We start from the raw sequence: 19156 nt of genomic DNA, 5'->3' as shown, positions 1-19156 counted from the left end.
CCTACCGCGCCTCCTGGTCGCTGTCCGGGACCCGCGCGGCCCACATGGGAACGCGCTCGGCGCGCCGCTGCCCCGTCTTGTTCTGCCGGGCGAGGCGCTCGCTCTGCCCGCGCAGCGCAGTGTGCAGGCCGTCCCAGAGCGTGCCGTCGGTCCGGTCCCGCGGATCGGGGTCGATCAGGACGACACCGAGCACCGGGATGTGCTGGTCGGCGAGTTGCCGCGCCACCGTGTGCAGCCACGCGGCACTGGCGTGCCCGGCCCGTACGACGAGCACGGTCTGGCTGCCGAGGTACTGCAGATCGGTCCAGGCGGTGCCCGGCGCGACCGAGCCGACGCCGATCCGGCGGTCCTGCGGCGAGAGCGCCGCCGCCTGCGCGCCGGTGATCACGTTCGGCCCGCCCTGCCGCTCCCGCGCCTTGGCGAGCTGATTCCCGGGCAGCCCGTCGATGATCACCAACGGCCCGTCCGCCGCGAGGGCACCGGCCAGGTTCAGCGCGATGACGCTCGTGGCGCGGGCGCTGCCCAGTTCGAGCAGCGACAGCGGTTCCGCGGAGCCGCGCACGGTCCGCGTGAGCGTCGTCGTCAGCCGGTCACGGGCCGCCCGGACCCGCTTGAGCTGCCACAGCCGGCCCGAACCGGGCGGCAGTTCGGCGATGACCGAGGCGCCCAGGTTCATGGCGACCTCCCGGCGCAGCACCGGCCGGTCGGCCACCACCACACCGACCGCCGAGATCGCGAGCCCGAGGACCAGCCCGAGGACGAGACCGATCGCGGCATTGGTCGCGACCGTCTTCGGCAGCGAGTGCGCCACCGCGCGCGGATCGTCCACGATCTGCGTCCCCGCGAGGAGGCGGGGCGTGCCGACCCGTGCCTCCTCCGCACGCTGGTTGAAGTCCGCGATACGGGAGTTGAGCTCGGCGCGGCGGGCGAAGAGCGACTCGATGCTCGCCGAGTCCGCCGGGTTGGTCTCCGGGGACCGGCCGCCGATCTCGTCGTTGACCTCGGCCAGCTCCTTCTGCATCCGGTCACGCTGCTGGATCAGCGCCTCGGCCTCCGCCTTCGCCGTCTCCTGCATCCGCCGCACGTGGTCCGCGACGAACGCGTCGGCCAGCGCCCGCGCACGGGCCACCGCCTGCGCGTCGGTGTCACCGGTCACGTCGATCTGCATCACGTTGTTGGTCAGGCCCCGGCCCCGGTACTCCTTCATGAAGTCCTCGGGCTTCTGGGACGACTTGAGCGTCTTCAGGGCCCGGTCGGCGATCCGCGTGGTGCCGAGGACCTCGACATCGGTACGGATCAGCGTGCCGGTGTCGTTCGGCTGGTCCTCCGCGTGCGCGACGAGCAGCTTCGTCGTCGCGCTCGGCGCCGGCGGCATCAGCACCGCGAACGCCGCGCCCGCGAGGAGACCGAGCACCGCGAGGGAGCACCACAGGCGACGGCGTCTGCGCACCGCCACCACGAGGGCGTGCAGGTCGAGAAGCGGAGGCGTCGTCGACATTTCCGCGGTCGTGCTGGTCATCACACGGGACCTCCCGTCGCGTGGCCGCGCACGGCGAGCGCGAGCGTGGCGCTCTCCGGAGGCTGGTCGGCGGTCCGCGCCGGCCGGGCACGGACCGCGCCCGCCACGACGACACCGACGACCTCGTGGCCGCCGTCCGCGCACGCCGAGGCGATGCCGCCCAGCTCGTCCGCGGTCCAGCTGCCCGCACTGAGCACGACCAGGACACCGGACTCGGCCTCCCGGTCGGGCACCATCGGATGGGCCACCGAGACCTCCACGACCCGCAGCAGCGGATCGTTCTTCGCCTCGGTGACGAGCTGCTGCGCGGCCCGGCGGGCGATGGTGTCGTCCTCCGGGACGACGATCAACAGCCGCCTGGGCACCGGCAGCTGATGCCGCAGCCGCATGCACACACGCCGGTAACGGACCCGTCTGCTGGTCTCGTCGCCCGACCGGTGCGGGGTGGGGGTGTCCCAGCGCGCGTCGACCCCGAGGAAGCGGCGGACCCTCGCCCGCGCACCCCCCGCCCGCACCGGCTCGGCGCTGCGGCCGTCCGGCACGTCGACCGTCCCGATCGCCGTCGAGCCCAATGCGGCGGCGATCTCCGCCTCACCGCGCAGCCGCCGGTTCATCCGGGCCGCCGTGAGGTGCGCGATGATCGCCACGAGCAGGAAGAGCAGCGCCCCGCCCGCGATGAGCTGGATCCGCGTCGGCGGCGCCTCGCTCGTCGGCTTCGCCGCCGGACCCATCACGACCATGCTGTTCTTGCTGCCGATGGCCGGATCGGCCTCCTCCAGCTGCTTCATGGAGTCCTGCAGCGCCGTCCGCAGCTTCTCCAGCTCCGTCCTGGCCTGCACGCTCTCCACGGTCTGCCCCGGATCCGCCGCGTCGGCGAGATCGCTGATGCGCCGGTTGGTCTGCGCGACCTGCTTGCGCAGCGCCTCGGGGCCGTTCTCCGCGTCGTCGGAGTCGGTCTCGTCGCTCCCGATCCGGGAGGCGAAGCCGACGAACTGCTGCGCCACCTGGTCGGAGAGGCGCTGCGCCTTCTCCGGGGTGTCGGCCGTGCCCGTGATCTTGATGATGTTCCCGTCCGCCGCCTTGGCGGTCACCTGGTCCTGGAGCTCGGTGCCGTCGACACCGGGCCACTTCAGCGCGGCGGCCGAGCGGTCGACCACGGCCGAACTGGTCGCGACCTCCACCTGGGTCAGCAGCTCGCGCTCCTCCCACTGCCCCGCCATGAGGACCGACGCCGACGTGGTCCAGCTCGGCGGGAACAGCAGGGACGCGCCGAGGCCGACGACCGCACCCGCCAGTGTCAGCAGGGTGAGGAGCCGCCAGCGCCGGCGGAGAATCCGTCCGATCGTCGCCAGACGTATCGTGTCCTCGCTCAACGGCGCGGCCTCCTCCCTGTCCGGCCGCGGCAGGCAGCGTCGTAGGCGGCCAGCAGCGCCTGCTGCGAGTTCCGCCAGGACAGCCGCCCGCTGATCCGCTCCTGTCCGATCTTGCCCATCTCGGCGCGCCGCTCGGGGTCGTCCATGAGCTGCGCCGTGAGCCGGGCGAACTCCGCCTCGTCGTTCGCGGGCGCGTACAGCGCGGCGTCCCCCGCGGAGACGCGCGCCTCCCGCAGCTCGAACGAGACGATCGGCCGGCCCATCGCCATGTACTCCAGGACCTTGTTCATCGTCGACACGTCGTTGAGCGGATTGAGCGGGTCCGGCGACAGGCACACGTCCGCCGTCGACAGGTAGCGCACCAGATCGGCGTCCGGTATCCGCCCCGTGAACTGCACCTGGTCCGAGAGCCCCAGCCGCTCCGACAGCTCCACCATCGCGTCGAAGGCGTCCCCGCCGCCGACGAACACCGCGTGCCAGTCGGTCCGGCCGAGCTCGTCGCGGAGCTTCGCCAGCGCCCGCAGCGCGTAGTCCACCCCGTCCTGCGGGCCCATCACCCCGAGGTAGCACAGCAGATGGGGCTTGCCGCGCTTCAGCTCCGGCTCCGGCGGCACCGGCTGGAACCGCTCGATCTGCGGCGCGCTGCGCACCACGAACACGTCCTCGGGACGCTTGCCGCCACGGCGCACCGCGACGTCCTTGTAGCTCTCGTTCGTCGCGAGCACGATGTCCGCCGTCCGGTAGGTGAACCGCTCCAGGCGGCGCACGGCCCGGTAGAGCAGGTCCTCGCCCCGGTCGAAGCGGGACAGGTACAGCTCGGGCACCAGGTCGTGCTGGTCGAAGACGAACCGCGCGCCGAGCCGCTTGAGCCGCATGACGGGCAGGAACAGCAGGTCGGGCGGGTTGCAGGCGTGCACGACATGGACCGGTCCGACCTTGCGGGCCAGCCGGGCCGTATGCCACAGCGCCGTCCCGTACTCGCGCAGATAACCGGCGGGACCGCCGGTGGCGGCGGTGAGCGGGTAGCGGTGGATCCGCACCCCGTCGATCTCCGCCTCCGCCTCGGTGTCCCGCTTGGTGCCCCGCGGGCAGATGACGTGCACCTCCCACCCCGCGTCGCGCAGGGTCAGGCACTCCTGCCACACCCGTCGGTCGAACGGCACCGACAGGTTCTCGACCAGGATCAGCGCACGCCGACCCCGGCCCTCGTCGCCACTTGCACGTGCTGTGTCACCAAGCAAGGCCCACGTACCCCGGTTCGGTCCGGCGCGTGTCCGCGTCGGGAAGGCGGATGAGATCGACGATCACCGGGCCGCCACCGCCGTGCGGCAGCGCCGAGAGAACGTCCGGGTCCTTCGTGCCGACCAGGCACACGTCCGCGTGGTCGAGGACCTCGTCGACGGAGTCCGCGAGCAGCTGCGCGAGGTGCGGAAGGCGGGTCTCGATGTACTCGCGGTTCGCGCCGAGCAGCCGGGACAGGCTCACGTTGGCGTCGTAGATCTTCAGGTCGTAGCCCTTGCCGTAGAGCCGCTCCGCCAGTTCGACGAGCGGGCTCTCGCGCAGGTCGTCGGTGCCCGGCTTGAAGGAGAGCCCGAACAGGCCCGCCTTGCGCCTGCCGGTGCGCTCCACCAGCTCCACCGCGCGCTGCAGGTGGTCCTCGTTGGACGGCAGCACGTGCGACAGGATCGGCACCGACACATCGGCGCGCCGCGCCGCGTGGACCAGGCTGCGCAGGTCCTTGGGCAGGCAGGAGCCGCCGAAGGCGAAGCCGGGCCGCAGATAGGCGGGGCTGATATTCAGCTTGCGGTCGGCCAGGAAGACGTCGATGACCTGGTGCGAGTCGACGCCGAGGGCCTGGCACACCGCGCCCAGCTCGTTGGCGAAACCGATCTTCAGGCCGTGGAAGGCGTTGTCCGCGTACTTGATCGCCTCGGCCGTCGGGACCGGCACCCGGAACACCTCGCCGGGCAGCCCGTCGTAGAGCGCGGCGACCACGTCACCGCTGGCCTCGTCGATCTGGCCGATGACGGTCTTCGGCGGGTCGAAGAAGTCCCGCACACTCGTGCCCTCGCGCAGGAACTCCGGGTTGACCGCGACCCCGAAGTCCACCCCGGCGGTACCGGCGTGCTTCTCCAGGATCGGCACGAGCAGGTTCAGGCAGGTGCCCGGCAGCATCGTGGAGCGGAACACGACGGTGTGCCGGCCCTCGCGCTCCGCGAGCGCCGCGCCGATCTGCTCGGCGACCCGCTCCAAGTAGGTCGTGCACAGGCTGCCGTTGGGCTCGGAGGGCGTCCCCACGCAGACCAGCGACACATCACTGTTCAGGATCGCGTCGCGCACGTCGTCGGTCGCGCGCAGCCTGCCGCCGCGCACCGCCTCGGCGACGTAGTCGCCGATCCGCTCCTCGACCACCGGCGCCTTGCCGTCGTTGACGAGGTCGACCTTGACCTTGCTGACATCGACGCCGATGACCTCGTGGCCCGACGCGGCCAGGCACGCCGCCGACACGCACCCCACGTAACCCAGACCTAAGACGCTGACTCTCATGACTGTTCCTCCCCCCTCGCAGACCCTCGTGGCCTGCTCTGTCGTGCACCGTCCGGACAGTTGTGCCGCAGCCCCCCTGCGGTCTCAGTACGCTCCCTGTCCTCGGAGCACCGCGCGCAGCGTCTTCCACAAGATCACTGAGTCCAGTGCGAGCGACCAGTCCTCCACGTACCGCAGGTCGAGGCGGACCGCCTCCTCCCACGGCAGGTCACTGCGCCCGCTGATCTGCCACAGGCCGGTCAGACCTGGCTTCACGAGCAGCCGCCGCCGGATGTCGGGCCCGTACGCGGCCGACTCCTCCGGCAACGGCGGGCGCGGGCCCACGAGCGACATCGACCCGGTCACCACGTTGAACAACTGCGGGAGTTCGTCGAGCGAGTACTTGCGCAGGACGCTGCCGACCCGGGTCACCCGCGGGTCCCGGCGCATCTTGAACAGCAGGCCCGCGCCCTCGTTCTGGTCGGCGAGCGCGGCGCGCACCCGGTCGGCGTCGGCGACCATCGTGCGGAACTTGAAGATCGTGAACTCCTGGCCGTCCTTGCCGACCCGGCGCTGGCGGTAGACCGCACCGCCCCGGCTGTCGGCGACTACGAGCAGCGCGACCAGGACCATCACCGGCGCGAACAGCAGGATGAGGGCCGCGGCGCCGAGCCGGTCCACGACGCCCTTGATGACCCGGCGGCCTCCGGTGAAGGCGGGCATGCTGACCCGCAGGAGCGGGATGCCGAGCACCGCGTCGACGTGCAGGCGCGGCCCGGCGACCTCCATCAGGACCGGGGCGACGACCATCTCGGCGTCGCTGCCCTCCAGGTTCCAGGCGAGCCGCTGCAGACTGTCGGGCGACCAGTGCGCGTCGGGGGTGACGGCGACGACGCGGTAGCCGTCGCGGTGGACATGGCCCGCGACGTCGGAGAGGCGGCCGACGACCGGCACCCCGTCCAACTGGTCGCTGTCGGGCCCGAGTCCGTCGGGCGTGCACACCGCCTCCACACGCCAGCCGAGGTGCGGGAACTTACGGGTGCGGGTGATCAGGTCGTGCACGGTCTCCGGGCTGCCGGCCGCGAGAACCGGTCTGAGGCAGCGCCCCTCCTTGCGCTGCTTGTGCAGCCACAGGCGGAGCAGATACCGGGCGGTCATGGTGGTGATCGCGATCGCGGGGATCGCGACGAATATCCAGAGCTTGATGTTGCGCGAGGTCAGGGCTATCCCGCCGAGCGCGAGGACGACCGTCGCCGTGAACAGGGAGCGCCCGAACCGGCGGAACTCCTCGGCGCCCTGGCCGAGCACCGCGGGCGCCCATGCCCGGCTCAGCGCCAGGGACGCGAGCACCAGTAACTCGGTGCAGAAGGCGAGAATGCCCCACTTCTCATGCCAGTTGGCCGCGTCACGCGCGCCGAAGAACTGGCCGATCGACGTCACCACCACGGCCGTCGCCACGGTGTCCGCGATGATCACGGTGCGCCGGTACCGCTGCTCCCAGTCGGTCGCGGGCTGACTGAGTGTCCCACTCCCCAGACGCCCGCGGGACGGCGGTAACGGGCTTACTAATTCCCCCTGTTGCACGGACCCCCCCAGGTCACCTGCGGGCTCGACGTGTTCGCTCCACACGGTTCCTCCCCCCCAGGAGGCGCCCCCGCCCCCCGGCACTGTGTTCTCCCCCCGGGAGGCTCCGCCCCCCGTGCCGCACTGTTCTCCTCAGCGGAAGGCCCCCGCCCTCCGCGTCGCACAGTTCTTCCCCCCGGGAGGTTTTCGGCCTCCCGCGCATGACATTTCGGCTGAGCAGCGTCGTTTGAACACCTCGCCCGGGCGGCAGTGGTCTCTTACGGCCCGCCAGGGCATCACGGTGTGCGGAACCCGCCGAAACCCCGGATGCTCCCCACACCCAGGGCCCTGGTCCGGGCCCGAAGAATCGATCACCCCCACGCCTGGCACCGGGGTCCCAGCCACTGGCTGTCCCCGGCGCCCGACTTATAGATCGTCATTTGTCGCCTCGTGTCCACATGTGGAGCACGGTCAATCTAGACCATCATCGGCGCCGTGTAGAGGGGATGTGTGGAACTCGTGCGCATGCTTTCAGACTTGATCCAGATGTCGAACGTGCGTGCTGGGAGGACAGCGCTTTCCCGGTGAGCGATATCAGCCACGTCCACGCTTCGGAACATCGTTCGGCATATCGAACGAATCCGGCGGAATCCGGCGGACGCCGCTATCTGCCGGAATCCGGCGGACGTCGCTATCCGCCGGAATGCGGCGGACGCCGAAGGACGGGAGAGTGAAGGGCATGGCGAAGAAGAAGAATCTCGGCAAGGGCGACAAAGTCAGCTGGAGCAGCCACGGGCAGGACGTCCCGGGAAAGGTGGAGAAGAAGATCACGAAGAATACGGAAGCGGCCGGCCGCACCGTCAAGGCGTCCAAGGAAGAGCCGCAGTACGAAGTCACCAGCGACAAGTCCGGCAAGAACGCCGTGCACAAGCCGGAATCCCTGCGCAAGAAGAACAGCGGCTGATGAGCGGGAAAAGCGACGACGACCGCCAGGACACCATCAAGGAGTTCGACGACGTCGTCAACATGACCCCCGCCGCCCTCAAGAAGTGGCTGGACACCGACGAGTCCAAGAGCGTCGGCCAGTCGGACGGCGGCGGCGAAAGCGTCGGCCACGCCTCCGGGCGCCGCATCATCGAACTGCGGGAGAAGAAGAAGGGCGACCTCACCGACGACGACGTAGCCCATATGCGCAAAGTCGTCGGCTATGTGCACCGCCATATCAAGCAGCGCCCCTCCGGAGACGTCACGGACACCCGCTGGCGCTACTCCCTGATGAACTGGGGCCACGATCCGAAAAAGTGACGAGAGCGAGGACGCCGGCACCCCGCACTGGCTCTTCGGCGACCAGCTCGGACCCCATTTCGTCCCGCACCGCGACAGCCCGCTCCTCATGATCGAGGCGCGCGGTGTCTTCCGGCGCCGCCGCTTCCACCGCGCCAAGGCACACCTGATCCTCTCCGCCATGCGGCACCGGGCCGCCGAGCTCGGAGACCGCGTGCGCTACGTCAAGGCGGACAGCTACCGCGCGGGCCTGCGCGAAGCCGTCGGGGCCGACACCCCGGTCACGGTCCACCACCCGACCTCCCACGCGGCCCGCGCCTTCGTCGACGCGCTGCCCTCCGTACGGGTCCTGCCCGCCCGCGGCTTCCTCGTCCCGCACGACGCCTTCACGGCCTGGGCGGACGGACACGGCACGACCCACCTGCGCCAGGAGGACTTCTACCGCTGGGTCCGCCACACCCACGACCTCCTCATGGACGGCGACCAGCCCGCCGGCGGCCGGTGGAACCTCGACCACGACAACCGCGAACCCCCGCCCAAAGGCGCCGGAACGCTGGACGTACCCCCGCCCTACCGCCCCCGCGAGAGCGACATCGACGCCGAGGTGCGGGCCGACCTCGACCGCTGGGCCAGGGACGGGGACGTGGAGTTCGTCGGCGAGGACGGCCCGCGCCAGTTCCCCGCTACCCGCCGCGAGGCGCTCGCCGCGCTCCGCCGCTTCACCGCGCACCGGCTCGCCACGTTCGGCGCGTACGAGGACGCCGTCCTCGCCGACGACGCGACCATGAGCCACAGCCGGCTCTCCTCCTCCCTCAACCTCGGCCTGCTCGACCCCGCCGAATGCGTGGAACGGGCCGAGGCGTGCTGGCGGTCCGGCGACGCCCCCCTCAACAGCGTCGAGGGCTTCGTCCGGCAGATCGCCGGATGGCGCGAATTCGTCTGGCACCTCTACTGGCACTTCGGCACGGGCTACCGCGACAGCAACGAACTGCGCCACCGCGCGCCGCTGCCCGACTGGTTCACCGAACTGTCCTCGGCGCGGACCGACGCGAACTGCCTGACCCACGCCCTCGACCAGGTCCGCACGACCGGCTGGACCCACCACATCCCCCGCCTCATGATCCTCGGCAGCTACGCGCTGCAACGCGGCTGGGAGCCGCACGCCGTCACCGACTGGTTCCACCGCAGCTTCGTCGACGGCTACGACTGGGTGATGGTGCCGAACGTGGTCGGCATGTCCCAGTACGCGGACGGCGGCCGCATGACGACCAAGCCGTACACGTCGGGCGGCGCCTACATCGACCGGATGAGCGACCTGTGCGGGCCCTGCCGCTACAAGCCGTCCGTACGCGTCGGCGACGACGCCTGCCCCTTCACCGCCGGCTACTGGGCCTTCCTCCACCGCCACCGCGACCGGTTCGAGCACAACGCCCGCATGTCCCAGCCGGTCCGCGGCCTGGACCGCCTCCGTGACCTCGACGCACTCCTGAAGCAGGAGCGCGGGCGGCGGGACTGAGGAGCCTGGAGCGCTGCTCGACCCGGTCACGAACGAAGAAGCTCCGGGGCGCCCGGCCCGTACATACTGCTCCCAGCCGGGCCGCCCGACGTAGGGAGACATGATGACCGCCAAGGCCGAGAAGACCGCTGCGCCGCAGGCCGGAGGGTCCGCGCAGCACGTGGCCGACAGTCACGACCTGATCCGGGTGTACGGGGCGCGCGAGAACAACCTCAAGGACGTCAGCGTCGAGCTGCCCAAGCGGCGGCTGACCGTGTTCACCGGGGTCTCCGGATCGGGCAAGAGCTCCCTGGTGTTCCACACGATCGCCGCCGAGTCGCAACGGTTGATCAACGAGACGTACAGCGCGTTCGTCCAGGGCTTCATGCCGACGCTCGCCCGCCCCGAGGTCGACGTCCTCGACGGGTTGACCACAGTGATCACCGTTGATCAACAGCGGCTCGGCGCCGACCCGCGCTCCACCGTCGGCACCGCGACCGACGCCAACGCCGTACTGCGCATCCTCTTCAGCCGGCTCGGCGAGCCGCACATCGGCTCGCCCAAGGCGTTCTCCTTCAACGTCGCCTCGATCAGCGGCGCGGGCGCGGTGACCGTCAAGCGCGGCGGCCAGGACGTGAAGGAGCGGCGCAGCTTCAGCATCACCGGCGGCATGTGCCCGCGCTGCGAGGGCCGCGGCTCGGTTTCCGACATCGACCTGACCGCCCTGTACGACGACAGCAAGTCCCTCGCCGAGGGCGCGCTCACCATCCCCGGCTACAGCATGGACGGCTGGTACGGCCGCATCTTCACCGGCTGCGGCTTCTTCCCGCCGGACAAGCCGATCGCCCGCTTCACCAAGCGCCAGCTGCACGACCTGCTCCACAAGGAGCCCACGAAGATCAAGGTTGACGGGATCAACCTGACGTACGAGGGGTTGATCCCGCGCATCCAGAAGTCGATGCTCTCCAAGGACGTCGACGCGCTCCAGCCGCACATCCGGGCCTTCGTCGAGCGGGCCGTCACCTTCGCCGTCTGCCCCGAGTGCGAGGGCACACGGCTCAGCGAAGGCGCCCGTTCCTCGAAGATCAAGGGCATCAGCATCGCCGACGCCTGCGCCATGGAGATCCGCGACCTCGCCGCCTGGGTGCGCGAACTGAAGGAGCCCTCGGTCGCCCCGCTCCTTGAGACGCTCCAGCAGACCCTGGAGTCGTTCGTGGAGATCGGCCTCGGCTACCTCTCCCTCGACCGGCCCTCCGGCACCCTGTCCGGCGGCGAGGCCCAGCGCGTCAAGATGATCCGCCACCTCGGCTCGTCCCTGACCGACACCACGTACGTCTTCGACGAGCCGACGACCGGACTGCACCCGCACGACATCCAGCGGATGAACGAGCTGCTGCTGCGCCTGCGCGACAAGGGCAACACCGTGCTCGTCGTGGAGCACAAGCCCGAAATGATCGCGATCGCGGACCACGTCGTGGACCTCGGGCCCGGCGCGGGGGCGGGCGGCGGCAGCGTCTGCTTCGAGGGGACCGTGGACGGGCTGCGGGCCGCCGACACCGTCACCGGACGCCACTTCGACGACCGCGCGACCCTCAAGGACACCGTCCGCGAGCCGACCGGCGCCCTGAAGATCCGCGGCGCCCGCGTCCACAACCTCCAGGACGTCGACGTCGACATCCCGCTCGGCGTGCTGACCGTCGTGACCGGTGTCGCCGGATCCGGCAAGAGCTCCCTCGTGCACGGGTCGATCCCGAAGGGGGAGGGCGTCGTCTCCGTCGACCAGGGCGCCATCCGCGGCTCGCGGCGCTCCAACCCGGCCACGTACAGCGGGGTCCTCGACCCGATCCGCAAGGCGTTCGCCAAGGCCAACGGCGTCAAGCCCGCCCTCTTCAGCGCCAACTCCGAGGGCGCCTGCCCCACCTGCAAGGGCGTCGGCGTCGTCTACACCGACCTGGCGATGATGGCCGGGACCTCCACGACCTGCGAGGAATGCGACGGCAAGCGGTTCGACGCCTCCGTCCTCGATTACCACCTCGGCGGCCGCGACATCAGCGAGATCCTCGCGATGCCGGTGGCCGAGGCCGAGGAGTTCTTCCGCGCGGGCGACGCCCGCACCCCCGCCGCCCACAAGATCCTGGAGCGGCTCGACGACGTCGGCCTCGGCTACCTCACGCTCGGCCAGCCGCTGACCACCCTCTCCGGCGGTGAGCGGCAGCGGCTCAAGCTGGCCGTGCACCTGGGAGAGAGGGGCGGCGGCGGTGTCTACGTCCTCGACGAGCCGACCGCCGGGCTCCACCTGGCCGACGTCGAGCAGCTGCTCGCCCTGCTCGACCGGCTCGTCGACGCCGGGAAGACCGTCATCGTCGTCGAGCACCACCAGGCCGTCATGGCGCACGCCGACTGGATCATCGACCTCGGCCCCGGCGCCGGGCACGACGGCGGCAAGGTCGTCTTCGAGGGCACCCCGGCGGACCTGGTCGCCCGGCGCGAGACGCTCACGGGGCGCCACTTGGCGGAGTACGTGCGCGCCTGACCCCCGGTGACGGTGGCGGTGACGTAAGGGAGGCGTCAAGGGCGCGCACGTCCCCGTATGAGAGGCGTCAACAAGGGCCGGAACCGGTCACGACCGGATGTTTGCTCTAAGCGATCCGGCCGGTTCGGTTCGGTTCCGTCCCTGTCCCTCTCGCACCCATCCGGGAGCCCACGATGGCCGACGTGGCCTTCGTCGTCACCACGGTCGCGGTCTTCGCGCTGGTGGCCCTCGTCGCCAAGGGGGTGACCAAGCTGTGACCGCCGAGACCGTCTTCCACCTGGAGATGGGCGTCGGCCTCGTCGTGGCCGTCGCCCTCCTGGGCTATCTCGTCCTCGCCCTCCTGTACCCGGAGAGGTTCTGAGCGCCGACATGAGCCCCGTACTCGCCGGAGCGCTGCAGTTCCTCGCCCTCTGCGTGGCGCTCGCCCTGGCCTACCGTCCGCTCGGCGACCACATGGCCCGGGTTTACTCCTCCGAGAAGCACCTCCGGGTGGAGAAGTGGATCTACAAGGGCATCGGCGCCGACCCCACCACGCAGATGCGCTGGACCGCCTACCTGCGCGGCGTCCTCGCGTTCTCCGCCGTGAGCGTCCTGTTCCTCTACCTCCTCCAGCGGCTCCAGGGCTCGCTGCCCGGCTCGCTCGGCTTCACGTCGATCGACCCGGACCAGGCGTTCAACACGGCCGCGTCCTTCGTCGCCAACACCAACTGGCAGTCCTACTACGGCGAACAGGCCATGGGCCACGTCGTGCAGACCGGCGGTCTGACCGTGCAGAACTTCGTCTCGGCGGCCGTGGGCATCGCCGTGGCCGTCGCCCTCGTGCGCGGCTTCGCCCGCACCCGCACCGGTGAACTGGGCAACTTCTGGACCGACCTGGTGCGCGGCACCGTCCGCGTCCTGATCCCGATCGCGGTCCTCGGCGCGCTCGTCCTGGTCGCCTGCGGCGCGATCCAGAACTTCTCGGGGATCCACGGGGTCGGCCAGTTCATGGGCGGCTCCCAGCAGTGGAACGGCGGCGCCGTCGCCTCCCAGGAAGCCATCAAGGAGCTGGGCACCAACGGCGGCGGCTACTTCAACGCCAACTCCGCCCACCCCTTCGAGAACCCGAACGGCTTCACCAACCTCTTCGAGGTCTTCCTCATCCTGGTCATCCCGTTCGCGCTGACCCGCACCTTCGGCGTCATGGTCGGCTCGGTCCGGCAGGGCTACGCGATCCTCGCCACCATGGCGACGATCTGGGTCGCCTTCACCGGCCTCATGATGTGGACCGAGTTCGCCCACCACGGACCCGCCTTCGACCTCGCGGGCGGCGCCATGGAAGGCAAGGAGAACCGCTTCGGCATCGGCGGATCGTCGATCTTCGCCGTCGCCACGACGCTGACCTCGACCGGTGCGGTCGACTCCTTCCACTCCTCCTTCACCGGCCTCGGCGGCGGCATCACCATGCTGGGCATGCAGCTCGGCGAGATCGCTCCCGGCGGTACGGGCTCCGGCCTCTACGGCATGTTGATCATGGCGATCATCGCGGTGTTCATCGCCGGCCTGATGGTCGGCCGCACGCCCGAGTACCTCGGCAAGAAGATCGGCACCCGCGAGATCAAGCTCGCCGCCTGCTACATCCTGATCACCCCGGCGCTCGTACTGCTCTTCACGGCCTTCTCCATGGCCCTGCCGACCCCGAAGAACTCCATGCTCAACGGCGGCGCGCACGGGTTCTCCGAGATCCTCTACGCGTTCACCTCCGGCGCCAACAACAACGGCTCCGCCTTCGCGGGCCTGAGCGCCGACACCACCTGGTTCAACACCACGATCGGGCTCGCCATGCTGCTCGGCCGCTTCCTGCCGATGGTGTTTGTGCTCGCGCTCGCCGGTTCGCTGGCCGGGCAACGGCCCGTCCCGGCCACCTCGGGCACCCTGCGCACCGAAAAACCCCTGTTCACCGGCCTGCTCGTCGGCACGGTCGCCATCGTCGCCGGGCTGACCTACTTTCCCGCCCTGGCGCTCGGCCCGCTCGCGGAAGGGCTCGCCTCATGACCGTACGTACGGAGAAAGCCGAGACGACCGAGGCCGTCATGGACACCGCCACAACTCCTAGCCCCTCTGCGACGGGCGGCAAGGTCGGCGCCGGCCTCTTCGACGCCCGGCAGCTGCTCAGGTCGCTCCCCGACGCCTGCCGCAAGCTCGACCCCCGGGTGATGATCAAGTCCCCGGTGATGTTCGTGGTGCTCGTCGGCTCGGTGCTGACCACCGTGTTCTCGTTCACGCACCCCGCCGACTGGTTCGGCTGGGCCATCAGCGCCTGGCTCTGGCTGACGGTGATCTTCGCCAACCTCGCGGAGGCCGTCGCCGAGGGCCGCGGCAAGGCGCAGGCCGACACCTTGCGCAAGGCCAAGACCGACACGGTGGCGCGCAGGCTCACCGGGGCGGCCGAGGAGCGGGTGCCCGGCACCGGGCTGCGCGTCGGCGACCTCGTGGTCTGCGAGGCGGGCGACGTCATACCCGGCGACGGTGACGTCGTCGAGGGCGTCGCCTCCGTCGACGAGTCCGCGATCACCGGCGAGTCCGCGCCCGTCATCCGCGAGTCCGGCGGCGACCGCTCGGCCGTCACGGGCGGGACGAAGGTCCTCTCCGACCGCGTCGTCATCAAGATCACGACGAAGCCCGGCGAGACGTTCATCGACCGCATGATCAACCTGGTCGAGGGCGCCGCCCGGCAGAAGACGCCCAACGAGATCGCGCTCAACATCCTGCTCGCCTCGCTGAGCGTCGTCTTCCTCCTCGCCGTCGCCACGCTGCCGCCGTTCGCGCACTACGCGGGCAAGAACCTCGACATGGTCGTCCTGGTGGCGCTGCTCGTCTGCCTCATCCCGACCACGATCGGCGCCCTGCTCTCCGCCATCGGCATCGCGGGCATGGACCGCCTCGTCCAGCGCAACGTCCTCGCCCTGTCCGGACGCGCCGTCGAAGCCGCCGGTGACGTGTCGACCCTGCTGCTCGACAAGACCGGCACCATCACCTTCGGCAACCGCCGGGCCGCCGAGTTCGTCCCCGTCGAGGGCGTCACCGAGGCCGAACTCGCCGACGCCGCCCAGCTGTCGTCGCTGGCCGACGAGACCCCCGAGGGCCGCTCGGTCGTCGTCCTCGCCAAGGAGAGGTACGGGCTGCGCGAGCGCGGCCAGGGCGAGCTGACCGGGGCCGACTGGATCGAGTTCACCGCCCAGACCCGCATGTCGGGCGTGGACGTCGACGGACGCGCCATCCGCAAGGGCGCGGCCGGGTCGGTTTTGGCGTGGGTCGCGGAGCGCGGCGGTCAGGTGCGGGGCACCACGGGGGAGACCGGGGGCGCCTGGGGCGCCGACCGACTCGTCACGGCCATCTCGGAGGCGGGCGGCACCCCGCTGCTCGTCGCGGTGGAGGACGGCGACGGTGCCCGCGTCCTCGGCGTCATCCACCTCAAGGACGTCGTCAAGGACGGCATGCGGGAACGGTTCGGCGAACTGCGCCGCATGGGCATCAGGACCGTCATGATCACCGGCGACAACCCGCTGACGGCGAAGGCCATCGCCGACGAGGCGGGCGTCGACGACTTCCTCGCCGAGGCCACGCCCGAGGACAAGATGGCGCTGATCAAACGGGAGCAGGCCGGCGGCAAGCTCGTCGCGATGACCGGAGACGGCACCAACGACGCCCCGGCCCTCGCCCAGGCGGACGTCGGCGTCGCCATGAACACCGGCACGTCGGCCGCCAAGGAGGCCGGCAACATGGTCGACCTCGACTCGAACCCGACCAAGCTCATCGAGATCGTCGAGATCGGCAAGCAACTGTTGATCACACGGGGCGCATTGACGACCTTCTCCATAGCCAACGATGTCGCGAAGTACTTCGCGATCATCCCGGCCCTGTTCGCCGCGGTCTACCCGGGCCTCGACAAGCTCAACATCATGCGCCTGTCCAGCCCGGACTCCGCGATCCTGGCCGCGGTCGTCTTCAACGCGCTGATCATCGTCGCGCTCGTCCCGCTCGCCCTGAAGGGCGTCCGGTACCGGCCCGTCAGCGCCGACCGGCTGCTCCGCCGCAACCTCGGCGTGTACGGGCTCGGCGGCCTCGTCGCCCCCTTCATCGGGATCAAGATCATCGACCTGCTTCTCTCCCTCATCCCCGGCCTGTGACTCTCGGAAAGCGTGCTGATCGGCTATGAACACCTCCGTACGAAGCACCGGCCGGCTCCTCGGTGCGGGCCTGCGCGCCCTGCTCCTGCTCACCGTCGTGTGCGGCGTCCTGTACCCGCTCGCCGTGACCGGTGTCGCCCAGGCCGCGTTCCCGCACCAGGCCAACGGTTCCGAGATCAAGGCCGACGGGAAGGTCGTCGGCTCGTCCCTCATCGGCCAGACCTACCTCACGAAAGACGGCAAGCCCGACCTGCGCTGGTTCCAGCCCCGCCCGTCGAACGGACTCGGCACCAACAGCGTCAACACCCAGTACACATTGATCCTGTCCGGCGCCACCAACCTCGCCGGTGACAACCCCGACTTGATCAAGCAGGTCAAGGACGCCCGGGCCGCCGTCGTCGCGGACAACTCCACGGCCACGTACACGGTGCGCGCCTCGGACGTCCCGCCCGACGCCGTCACCTCGTCCGGCTCGGGCCTCGACCCGCACATCTCGCCGGACTACGCCGACCTCCAGGTCCACCGGGTCGCGGAGCGCAACCACCTGCCGGTGGCGCGGGTCCGCGAACTGGTCGACGAGCACACGGACGGCCGGGTGCTCGGCTTCATGGGGGAGCCGGGGGTGAACGTCCTCGAACTCAACGTGGCTCTCCGCGAGTTGACCACCGCCAGGTGAGCGTCACTCCTGGCCGGCCGGTTCGAGGAGCCCGCGCTCCATCGCCACCACGACCGCCCGCGTCCGGTCGCTGACGTCCAGCTTCGCGAAGACCCGCAGCAGATGCGTCTTCACTGTCGCCTCGCCGATGACCAGGCGCTTGCCGATGTCCGCGTTGGAGAGGCCGTCGGCCACCGCCCGCAGGACGTCCACCTCGCGGGCGGTGAGCGCCGCCTGGGCCGGGCGGCGCATCTTCGCCACGAGCTTCTGCGCGACGCGCGGCGCGAGCACCGTCTCCCCGCGCGCCGCCGCCCGGATCGCGTCGACGAGCTGCTCCCGCGACGTGTCCTTGAGCAGATAGCCGATCGCCCCCGCCTCCACCGCGCGCTCGATCTCCGTGTCCGTGTCGTACGTCGTCAGGATCAGCACACGGGTGTCGCTCGGCCCCGCGACGATCCGCTGCGTGGCCGCGACCCCGTCCAGGACCGGCATCCGCAGGTCCAACAGGGCCAGATCGGGGCGCAGTTCCTCGACGAGCGCCACCCCCGCCCGCCCGTCGTCCGCCTCCCCGACCACCTCGATCCCGGGCTCGGGCGCGAGCAGCGCGACGACCCCGGCGCGCATCACGGTGTGGTCGTCGACCACGACGACCCGCAGCGGCCGTGCGGCCTGGTCTTCCGGGGTCATACGAGCTCCTCGCGGCCGGAGGCGGCAGTGGAAGTGGAGGTGGGGGTGGAAGTGGAGATGGGTGTGGGTGTGGTGGGGGGTGCGCTGGTGAGTGCGGTGGTGCTCGGCAGGGAGGCGAGGATCCGGGTGCCGTCCCCGACGGAACTGGTGACGGTCAGCTCCCCGCCCAGTTCGGCGAGCCGCTTGCGCATGCCGTCGAGGCCGAAACCGCGCGCCGCGCCCACGTCGAAACCCCGCCCGTCGTCGGTGATCTCCAGCTCGATGCCGTACGGGTGCGGGGCGAGGACCACGAACACCGTCGAGGCGCCCGCGTGCTTGCGGACGTTGGCGAGCGACTCCTGGGTACAGCGCAGCAGCGCGATCCGGGTCTGCTGATCGCAGTCGGCATCGGCGAGGTCCGCGTCCACCGCGACGCCGGTGTCCTCGGCGAACCGGTCGAGGATGCGGCGCAGGGTCGCGGCGACGGGGCCCTGAACGGCGCCGCCGGGCGGCGGAGTCGCCCCGACGAGGGCGCGGGCCTCCGCCAGGTTCTCCCGCGCGGTCTGCTCAATGGAGGTCAACTGTTGAGCGGCTCGCTCAAGTTGTGGACTCGGTTGTGTATCCAGACGCGCATTCTGGTGCGCATCCCGCTGCGTATCGCCATGCGCACCAAGACCCGCACGGGCGGCCTCCGCGAGCACGATGATCGAGGCGAAGCCCTGCGCGAGCGTGTCGTGGATCTCGCGCGCCAGCCGCTCCCGCTCGTCCGCCGCGCCTTGCCGCCGATGCGCCTCCGCCAACGCGGCCTGCGCGTCGACGAGTTGATCCGCCAACTGTTGAGCCCGAGCCTCGCCCTGCGTACTGATCCGGTGCACGAGAAGGCCGACCCCCGCGCCCACGACGTACCCGAGCGCGACGAAGGCCGTGTCCCCGGTGAGGAGCGCGGGCCCGGGATCGCGTCCGGCGGCGCCCGCCAGCGCGGTGAGGACCGCCGCCGCGCCGCTGAAGGAGAGGGCAGCGGCGGGCCCGGACGCGTAGATCCAGAAGTGCGGCAGCGCCACGATGAACAAGGCGGCCCCGCCGCCCATCACGTAGGCGACGGCGCCGAGCCCGGCGGTCAGGACGGTGAGGTACACCGGCGGTCGCAGGACCGGTTTCGAGGGGAACATCGCCACGGCCGCGTAGGCGAAGGTGAGCGCGGACAGCACCCCGTACACCAGGAGCTTCGGCCCGGCCGCCGCGTCCGAGACGGCGATGGCGGGCGGTACGAGCCCGCACAGCACCCACAGCACGGCGTTCCAGCGGTGCGCGGCGGGGATCTCGGGAGAGCCCGGGACGCTGAGGGCGGCCGGCGGCCGACTGGGGTCCATGGC

At 70.8% G+C, this 19156-nt stretch carries 15 protein-coding genes; 8 read left to right on the top strand and 7 right to left on the bottom strand.

Going from position 1 to position 19156, the window contains the following annotated elements; genetic code table 11:
* Position 1 precedes the first annotated feature (1 nt).
* The 5 genes from C1N81_RS15400 to C1N81_RS15380 form a co-directional block, all read right to left on the bottom strand.
* Entirely contained in the window at positions 2–1522 is a 1521-nt protein-coding gene (locus tag C1N81_RS15400) for a Wzz/FepE/Etk N-terminal domain-containing protein (RefSeq protein WP_394429440.1), read from the bottom strand.
* Entirely contained in the window at positions 1519–2892 is a 1374-nt protein-coding gene (locus C1N81_RS15395) for a Wzz/FepE/Etk N-terminal domain-containing protein (RefSeq protein ID WP_394429438.1), read from the bottom strand. Before C1N81_RS15395 ends, C1N81_RS15400 begins: the two co-directional genes overlap by 4 nt.
* Positions 2889–4133, bottom strand: coding sequence for a glycosyltransferase family 4 protein (locus C1N81_RS15390; RefSeq protein ID WP_394429436.1), 1245 nt, complete (start codon positions 4131–4133; stop codon positions 2889–2891). The genes C1N81_RS15395 and C1N81_RS15390 overlap by 4 nt, the downstream gene beginning before the upstream one ends.
* Positions 4123–5439 (bottom strand): nucleotide sugar dehydrogenase, encoded by a 1317-nt coding sequence (locus C1N81_RS15385; protein ID WP_394429434.1) that lies wholly within the window; start codon positions 5437–5439, stop codon positions 4123–4125. Before C1N81_RS15385 ends, C1N81_RS15390 begins: the two co-directional genes overlap by 11 nt.
* A gap of 84 nt (positions 5440–5523) precedes the next feature.
* On the bottom strand, positions 5524–7002 hold the full coding sequence (locus C1N81_RS15380; RefSeq protein WP_394437976.1) for a sugar transferase: 1479 nt from the start codon (positions 7000–7002) through the stop codon (positions 5524–5526).
* A gap of 718 nt (positions 7003–7720) precedes the next feature.
* Here C1N81_RS15380 and C1N81_RS15375 point away from each other — a divergent pair.
* The 8 genes from C1N81_RS15375 (at position 7721) to C1N81_RS15340 (ending at position 17138) form a co-directional block, all read left to right on the top strand.
* Positions 7721–7945 carry a hypervirulence associated TUDOR domain-containing protein gene (locus C1N81_RS15375; RefSeq protein ID WP_394429432.1) on the top strand — a complete coding sequence of 75 codons (225 nt, stop codon included), beginning with the start codon at positions 7721–7723 and terminating at the stop codon, positions 7943–7945.
* Positions 7945–8286 (top strand): DUF3140 domain-containing protein, encoded by a 342-nt coding sequence (locus tag C1N81_RS15370; protein WP_394429430.1) that lies wholly within the window; start codon positions 7945–7947, stop codon positions 8284–8286. Before C1N81_RS15375 ends, C1N81_RS15370 begins: the two co-directional genes overlap by 1 nt.
* The gene (locus C1N81_RS15365; protein WP_394437974.1) at positions 8273–9781 is read left to right on the top strand and encodes a cryptochrome/photolyase family protein; all 1509 of its coding nucleotides are present in this window, start codon (positions 8273–8275) and stop codon (positions 9779–9781) included. The genes C1N81_RS15370 and C1N81_RS15365 overlap by 14 nt, the downstream gene beginning before the upstream one ends.
* Positions 9782–9881: 100 nt before the next feature.
* Positions 9882–12293: an ATP-binding cassette domain-containing protein gene (locus tag C1N81_RS15360; RefSeq protein ID WP_394429428.1), complete on the top strand. Its 2412-nt coding sequence runs from the start codon at positions 9882–9884 to the stop codon at positions 12291–12293.
* A 283-nt stretch (positions 12294–12576) separates the two neighbouring features.
* The gene (gene kdpF, locus C1N81_RS15355; protein WP_394437972.1) at positions 12577–12654 is read left to right on the top strand and encodes a K(+)-transporting ATPase subunit F; all 78 of its coding nucleotides are present in this window, start codon (positions 12577–12579) and stop codon (positions 12652–12654) included.
* A gap of 8 nt (positions 12655–12662) precedes the next feature.
* Positions 12663–14327, top strand: a complete 1665-nt coding sequence (gene kdpA, locus C1N81_RS15350; protein WP_394429426.1) for a potassium-transporting ATPase subunit KdpA — start codon at positions 12663–12665, stop codon at positions 14325–14327.
* Entirely contained in the window at positions 14324–16462 is a 2139-nt protein-coding gene (kdpB, locus tag C1N81_RS15345) for a potassium-transporting ATPase subunit KdpB (protein ID WP_394429424.1), read from the top strand. The genes kdpA and kdpB overlap by 4 nt, the downstream gene beginning before the upstream one ends.
* 25 nt (positions 16463–16487) lie before the next feature.
* Positions 16488–17138 carry a potassium-transporting ATPase subunit C gene (locus C1N81_RS15340; RefSeq protein WP_394429422.1) on the top strand — a complete coding sequence of 217 codons (651 nt, stop codon included), beginning with the start codon at positions 16488–16490 and terminating at the stop codon, positions 17136–17138.
* Positions 17139–17141: 3 nt separating this feature from the next.
* Here C1N81_RS15340 and C1N81_RS15335 read toward each other — a convergent pair whose 3' ends face one another.
* Positions 17142–17804: a response regulator gene (locus C1N81_RS15335; RefSeq protein ID WP_394429420.1), complete on the bottom strand. Its 663-nt coding sequence runs from the start codon at positions 17802–17804 to the stop codon at positions 17142–17144.
* The gene (locus C1N81_RS15330) at positions 17801–19153 is read right to left on the bottom strand and encodes a sensor histidine kinase (protein WP_394429418.1); all 1353 of its coding nucleotides are present in this window, start codon (positions 19151–19153) and stop codon (positions 17801–17803) included. Before C1N81_RS15330 ends, C1N81_RS15335 begins: the two co-directional genes overlap by 4 nt.
* Positions 19154–19156: the final 3 nt, after the last annotated feature.

The organism is Streptomyces sp. SGAir0957 (assembly GCF_043523415.1).
This window is presented reverse-complemented; position numbering and strand designations above follow the sequence as displayed.